At 36.5% G+C, this 6,219-nt stretch carries 9 protein-coding genes; 6 read left to right on the top strand and 3 right to left on the bottom strand.

Translation table 11 applies throughout. From position 1 onward, the window contains the following. From B2008_RS05110 to B2008_RS05090, 5 genes are all read left to right on the top strand, one after another. Window positions 1-215 (top strand): helix-turn-helix domain-containing protein (locus B2008_RS05110; protein WP_286822531.1); only part of this gene is annotated, 215 nt, incomplete at its 5' end. A gap of 102 nt (window positions 216-317) precedes the next feature. Continuing rightward, window positions 318-1,214 carry an alpha/beta hydrolase gene (locus B2008_RS05105; protein WP_281830225.1) on the top strand — a complete coding sequence of 299 codons (897 nt, stop codon included), beginning with the start codon at window positions 318-320 and terminating at the stop codon, window positions 1,212-1,214. A gap of 29 nt (window positions 1,215-1,243) precedes the next feature. After that, a complete protein-coding gene (locus B2008_RS05100) occupies window positions 1,244-1,369 on the top strand; it encodes a hypothetical protein (protein ID WP_286822529.1) in 126 nt (41 codons plus the stop codon). A gap of 125 nt (window positions 1,370-1,494) precedes the next feature. Beyond that, the gene (locus B2008_RS05095) at window positions 1,495-1,677 is read left to right on the top strand and encodes a hypothetical protein (protein ID WP_286822527.1); all 183 of its coding nucleotides are present in this window, start codon (window positions 1,495-1,497) and stop codon (window positions 1,675-1,677) included. Window positions 1,678-1,930: 253 nt separating this feature from the next. Further along, complete coding sequence (locus tag B2008_RS05090) at window positions 1,931-2,356, top strand: VOC family protein (protein ID WP_281830228.1); 426 nt, start codon at window positions 1,931-1,933, stop codon at window positions 2,354-2,356. A gap of 98 nt (window positions 2,357-2,454) precedes the next feature. Here B2008_RS05090 and B2008_RS05085 read toward each other — a convergent pair whose 3' ends face one another. Further along, window positions 2,455-4,392, bottom strand: coding sequence for an alpha/beta hydrolase family protein (locus B2008_RS05085; RefSeq protein ID WP_281830229.1), 1,938 nt, complete (start codon window positions 4,390-4,392; stop codon window positions 2,455-2,457). A 96-nt stretch (window positions 4,393-4,488) separates the two neighbouring features. Next, window positions 4,489-5,139, bottom strand: a complete 651-nt coding sequence (locus B2008_RS05080) for a Crp/Fnr family transcriptional regulator (RefSeq protein WP_281830231.1) — start codon at window positions 5,137-5,139, stop codon at window positions 4,489-4,491. 94 nt (window positions 5,140-5,233) lie between these two features. On the opposite strand from B2008_RS05080, the gene B2008_RS05075 reads away from it, so the two are divergent. Then, window positions 5,234-5,629 carry an iron-sulfur cluster biosynthesis family protein gene (locus B2008_RS05075; protein WP_281830233.1) on the top strand — a complete coding sequence of 132 codons (396 nt, stop codon included), beginning with the start codon at window positions 5,234-5,236 and terminating at the stop codon, window positions 5,627-5,629. A gap of 102 nt (window positions 5,630-5,731) precedes the next feature. On the opposite strand, the gene B2008_RS05070 is transcribed toward B2008_RS05075, so the two are convergent. After that, entirely contained in the window at window positions 5,732-6,040 is a 309-nt protein-coding gene (locus B2008_RS05070) for an HU family DNA-binding protein (RefSeq protein WP_201780458.1), read from the bottom strand. Window positions 6,041-6,219 lie beyond the last annotated feature (179 nt).

Raw genomic sequence — 6,219 nt, 5'->3', positions numbered from 1 at the left:
GTCTTAACTTAATGACATTGGAGATTACGGTCGATACTTATATTAATAATGTGCGTGCGCAATATGCTCATAATGAACTGCGCAATAGCAATCACAGCCTGACAGAAGTGGCCTTGGATAACGGCTTTTCGGGGGTTCGAACGATGAACCGTGCTTGTGAGAAGCTGTACAATAAGGCTGCGTCGCAATTTAAACGTGAATTTAAAAATAAATAAAGAAGAGATCAATCAGCGCCAAATTATGGCTAAGATTGGTCTTTTTTTGCACCCAAAATTTAGTTATTATGTAAGCGTATTCAACAGGAGGGAAAGAAAATTATGGTTGATCAAAAAGTTATAGATGCAGTTAACGAAATGAGGACAAGTTGGAAAGCCAGCGACGATAAACGTGACAGTGGCCTGCCTCATGACATTCCAGAAGTAAAAAGAATTGATGATATTCAATATGGTGAAGATCCTAAATGGAATTTATTAGATCTGTATTTGCCTAAGAATGTGGAAGGTAAGGTGTCAGTTATCATTCAGATCCACGGTGGTGGCTGGGTATATGGCACTAAAGAGACTTACCAATTCTATGGTTTAGGGATGGCTAAACGTGGTTTTGCTTTTGTAAATCCTAACTACAAATTAGGACCTGAAGTAAGTTTTCCAAAAGAACTTGACCAAGTAAATGAATATATCCACTGGGTTGCTGATCATGCTGATGAATATAATTTGGATAAAAATAATGTCTTCTTAGTAGGAGATTCAGCTGGTGGCCAAATGGCAGAACAATACACGGCAATTTTGACTAATCCGGAATATCGTGAAAAATTCGGCTATGAGTTGACCGATTTGAAGTTTAGAGCTGTTGCATTAAACAGTCCTGCAACCTTTATGCTTGATCCTGGAATGATTGGCGGTGCCGTAACTGCTTACTTTAAACCAGAAGTCATGGCTGATGAAAAGAACTTAGATTTGCTTAATACTGAAAAATACATTACTAAAGATTTCTTGCCAACTTTTATTAGTACTGCCAACCAAGACTTTATCCATGATTGCGCAGTTCGCTTAGACGGATTTTTGAGAGCGAAAGGGATAGAAGTAATTCAAAAGTCCTGGGGCGACGAAAATCATCCTGAGCCACATGTTTTCTTGATTAATCAGAAGGATGACTTGGCAAAAGAAGCAAATGATGAAGAAGCTGAATTCTTTAGAAAGCACATCGTTAAATAGCCAATTTTAGTAATAGGGGGGAAACTAAAATGAAAGGCAAAAAAATTCAAGATACTCTAATCTTCAAGATTTCACTGTTGTCGATTTCAATCTTCTTAATGATGGCACCGGCAATTTCACCGGCTTTGCCATTGTTGCTGCGGGCTTCTTATTGATTGCCTTCTCAGTTAACTTTGCAATGCTGTCATGCGCAAGCTTAGTTTTAGGTGTTGGTTTCGGGCTTTCAATTCCATATATGTATAACTGACTTGATTGGTCCGCTCCACAGAATTCTGTCAACTTGGCTACCACGATTGTACTGGTTTTAGTTAACGTTGGCTGTGCTGTTTCACCAATTGTTTTAAATGCAATTACACCAAATGCTAAAACATGTTTGATGATTTCAGGCATATTATTCGCTATCTTTACGGTTTATGCCTTGATTCACTACTTAAGAGTACATGGCAGCAAAAAGGCCGCCTAATTTTACTAAACTATAATCTTCCTCATGAAAAAATCGAATAGCGATTGCTGGTTTAACTAAAAGAAGCACGGTTTGGCATAAATTAGCCAAACCGTGTTTTTTGTACTTTTAGTTAAAAATTTTTATCTATTCATACTTTTTAACGAACTAAATATCCTGTTTAACCGGAGTTTGTGGGATTAGTGATAGATTGATGATATGGTGAAAATACAAGGAATTACAAAAAATCGCATAGCTTAATGGAGAGAAGAAAATGAAGTTTAATTCTTTAATGCATGTAAATATAATTGCTGATAACTGGGATAAGATGGTTGATTTTTACGAAAATAAACTCGGCCTGACGAAGAAGATTGAAGTAAAGTATAAGGAATATTTGGATCGTCCAGATCGTCCTGAGCAGCAAAAAATTGCTCAGAAAGATCCCGAACAAATTATGTATGCATATTTTGAGGTTGTACCTGGGCAATTTATCGAAATGTTTCCAAATAGTGATCTTCCTCATGATGTTGAATGGTACAAGCGAACAGGGCTCAATCATTTTTCACTTACCGTTGACGATAGCCATAAGACGTTTGAGGAGTTCAAAAAAGCCGGTATCCAGGTAATTAGTGAGCCCTCGAAAGGTCCCATCAGAGACTTGGCAATTCTGGGCTCAGGACCCAGATGGCAACCATTTTGAGGTGCAACAATTTACGGATAAATCTTACCAAAAAATTGGACATCTTGATTAGAAAAAAGGATAGATTTTCACTTGTCGTGGAAGTCTATCCTTTATTTTTATTTATTACTCGTATAATGATCAAACCAATTAGTAATTTCTTCCAATCTCTTTATCCGATTCTTGGGTTTGCCGGAACGGGACAACTCATGATTTTCGCCATGGAAAATAATCATTCTGGTTTCGACATTATGCCAATTAAGTGCCCGGGACATCTGCAAGCCTTCAGTCATCGGACAACGGTAATCTTGGTCTGAATTTAAGAAAAGGGTAGGAGTCTTAACATGATCAGTGTACTTTAATGGTGATTGCTGCCAAGCAAATTCAGGATTGTCATTCAAGTTATTGATGCCTAAGGCATAAAAATCATCCCAAGGACCAATATCTGATAAAAACGGATCACTAAACCAGTTTGCCATTGATCTTTGACTTGCTGCAGCACAGAAGCGATCAGTTTGACCGATAGCCCAATTTGTCATGTAGCCACCATATGAGCCTCCAGTGATGCAGAGCTTTTGCTGATCAATTGCTGGAGTTTCTTTTAAAACCGTGTCTACAAACTTCATTAAATCTTGATAATCAATTTTGCCCCATTGACCACGCATGTCAGCATAATCATTTCCTTGACCGTCGGAACCATGAATATTTGCAAATAAAACGAAATAGCCATGACTTGCCCATACCTGCATTTCATGGAAGAAAACAGCACTATATGAACCTTTAGGTCCACCATGGACGTCAAGAATTGCCGGATATTTTTTATTTTTGCCAAAATTACGTGGATACAAGAGCCAGCCGTGTTGAATGCCATCTTTTGTTGATTCGTAGTTGATCTGATGGGCTTGTGCAACATAAACATCTATAAGAACTACATCATTGAAATGTGATAGTTGCGTGAGTTTGCCATCTGCAACTTGGTATAGTTCTTGCAATTCATTATTTTTAGCTCCTGTAAACAACAAATTGCCGTCATTTTGAAAAGTAAAATAATCAATGCTGCCATCGAATTCAAAATATGGTTTAATCTTTTGACCATCAAAAATCATGATTTGATTGTGGTCAGTTACGGTGGTTAAAAAGTAAAATTGATTATTAAAAGTTGTGCTAGGTTTAGTTTCTAATAAACAAATATCGCCAATAATTGCATTGCCATAAGTTTTGTCCCATGAAGCTACCAAGCTTAATTGGTGGCTTTTTTCATTGACCAAATAAATCTGAGGATTTTCTTCGCATCCGTATTCTTTTTGGTCACTGGCGACGACATAGGTTTGATCGTTGATGAAAAAGAGATCAAAAATTTCGTATTGATCACAAGGAATCAGTTCGTCCAATTTGCCGGTTCCAAAATTAAGCTTATACAATGCCGTTTTTAAATGGGCTTTACGCTTAAATGAACCGCCGGTGAAAAAGAGAAGATTATCCTTCAGCCACGATTGGTCAATTTGAAAATAAGGATCATCTGCTAATAATTCCGTTAACTTTTTTGTTTGCAAATTGTAGGTGAAAAGTCGGTCCCGATGCTTGTTTAAAATACCTTCATTATTAAAATAGGCGGGAGTTTCATCGAAAATATCATAGTCGTCGGAATTTGGATTTCCTTTTTTTGCCTTTTCATTTAAGTCAACTCGACGTGAAAGAAGCAGCTCATTTTGATTGATAATTTTTTCAAGCTTATAGTTGGCATGATCAAATTCAGCGATGGGTTGAGCTTCACCACCATCTAAAGATAAGCGATAAAGCACTGTTTTATTCTCTTTATTTTGTCGGTTTCCTGTAAAAAGCACTGTCTTTTCAGTTTCAAAGACAAAATTTTGCTCTTTACCGAAAGATGAAAGTGCACTAACTTGATCGTTCTTAAGCATTTGCAAAGTGTAATTGTAATGATCTTGTTTATCATTATCAGGTAATGCTTTGACGAAGACAGCATTTTTCCCTTTCGTTTTTAAGTTGCCTAGGTTGGAATAATTGAGAAAATCTTTAATTTGAACAGCTTTCATATTGAAGCCTTCTTCCTTAATTTAATTTGACTTTAATATATCATAAGAAATTAAGGATGAAAAGAAGAGGAAAATATTTCTTTTTGGTTTATTAAATCAGTTAAGAATTGTAATTGCTTTTCCAGCAGTTGCAATTCTTTTTTCTTGTTCAAGTTCCTTAAGCTTTCTACTGAATGTCTCCGGCGTTGTGCCTAGCAAACTGGCTAAATCTTTCTTTTTCATCTGTAATTTCACGGTGCTTCTGCCTTGTTTAACAGATAAATCCTGCAGGTAGGACATAATCCGTTCTTTGGCATCTAAGGTATTGCGCAGAACTGTATTGTGCTGGAGTTCTACTAGTTTTTCACCAAAATTATTGAGTAATTTAACAGCTAAATCAGGTGTTTTTTCTAATAATTGTTGAAAATCTACACGGTTAATCGAACAAACTAGGGTATCGTCGAGTGCTTCAATAAAATTTTCATTGTTGGAGGAGATGAATAGATTCTGTTGACCCTCAATATCGCCTTTTTTCAGAATGCCTAAAACTGTTTCTTTTCCGTCTGAGGATAAGCTGTAAACTTTGGCTTTGCCACGATCGATGACGATCATTCCGTTTTTGCCATCTGCTGGTTGACGAATTATGCTGCCTTTGGGAAAGCGCTGCTGGTGAGTGGAAACCGTGGCCAATTTTTCTTTTAAATTTTGAGGCAGATCGGAGAAGAGCGCGGCCTTGCTTAGACATGCAACTGGTGAATGTTTTTGCATAAAAATCATATTCTTTCTAAAAACTTGATTTAGATCAATTTTTTAATTAAGTATTGTACGTATAATGAAAGTAAATCAAGAGGAGATGCGAGTCATGGCAAAGATTAAATTCACTAATTCAGCATTAGATTATTTGAAGAAAAGAGAAGTTTTAGGTCATCTTATGCTGCTGATCGTCGACGATGGTGGCGGAAAGTACTCCATTCATGGTGGTTCTTGCAGTATTGGTGCTAACTTTTCAATTATTAAACTAGACAAGCCAGATAAGGATTATCCTGAAAAATTGCAAAATGACGAAGGTGTGGAAATCTACACTTCCAAATATGATTTAGTCGAATTGCAGGATAATTTGGTTTTGGATTATAAAGATTATAGCCTGCAATTGAAGAATGATAGTCAAATGCTTGATGGGGCAGTGTCGATTGGCAATGGCCCAGCTTTGCTTGAAGCCAACCACCATGTTGTGATGAATGAAGCAAGAAATTGTTAGAACTACATATTAAAATAATATCTTAAATAAAAAACAAGCCCAACACCACTTTACAGCAGTGTTGGGCTTGATGTGTGAATATTCAATTTTTAGTATCAGATATTACTTGTTAACTGATTCCTTCAAAGCCTTACCTGGCTTGAATGCTGGAACTTGGGTTGCAGGAATAGTAATTTCCTTACCAGTTTGTGGGTTGCGACCCTTACGTGCAGCACGGTGACGAACTTCAAAAGTACCAAAGCCGATCAATTGAACCTTGTTACCCTTAACTAATTCATCTTGAATAGTTGAAATAACTGATTCAAGAACAGCTTCTGCATCCTTCTTCTTCATTTCAGTTTTTTCAGCAATTTCTTTAACTAATTCAGCTTTATTTACTGATGCCATTTTTAAAAACCTCTTTCTTAATATTTTTCGTTTAAGATTGCTAGAAGTATTATCTTGCAACCCTTTACGAGAACTTATTTTACCATTAACTTAGATAGTTTAAAACGGGAAAAGCTTGATTTTATGCAATTTTATTAGCTTTTTTTGCAGATTTAAGCATTTTTTTGAAAAAGCATGCTCACAAGTTATCGCAGGCCAAAGCT

This window comes from Lactobacillus sp. UBA5813, assembly GCF_002417895.1.
Taxonomy (GTDB): Bacteria; Bacillota; Bacilli; order Lactobacillales; family Lactobacillaceae; genus Lactobacillus; species Lactobacillus amylolyticus.
This window is presented reverse-complemented; position numbering and strand designations above follow the sequence as displayed.

What these genes read in the sequence shown, in the direction of transcription:
- B2008_RS05105 (WP_281830225.1), top strand. Translation starts at nt 318, where the DNA reads ATGGTTGATCAAAAAGTTATAGATGCAGTTAACGAAATGAGGACAAGT.
- B2008_RS05100 (WP_286822529.1), top strand. Translation starts at nt 1,244, where the DNA reads ATGAAAGGCAAAAAAATTCAAGATACTCTAATCTTCAAGATTTCACTG.
- B2008_RS05090 (WP_281830228.1), top strand. Translation starts at nt 1,931, where the DNA reads ATGAAGTTTAATTCTTTAATGCATGTAAATATAATTGCTGATAACTGG.
- B2008_RS05085 (WP_281830229.1), bottom strand. Translation starts at nt 4,392, where the DNA reads ATGAAAGCTGTTCAAATTAAAGATTTTCTCAATTATTCCAACCTAGGC.
- B2008_RS05080 (WP_281830231.1), bottom strand. Translation starts at nt 5,139, where the DNA reads ATGCAAAAACATTCACCAGTTGCATGTCTAAGCAAGGCCGCGCTCTTC.
- B2008_RS05075 (WP_281830233.1), top strand. Translation starts at nt 5,234, where the DNA reads ATGGCAAAGATTAAATTCACTAATTCAGCATTAGATTATTTGAAGAAA.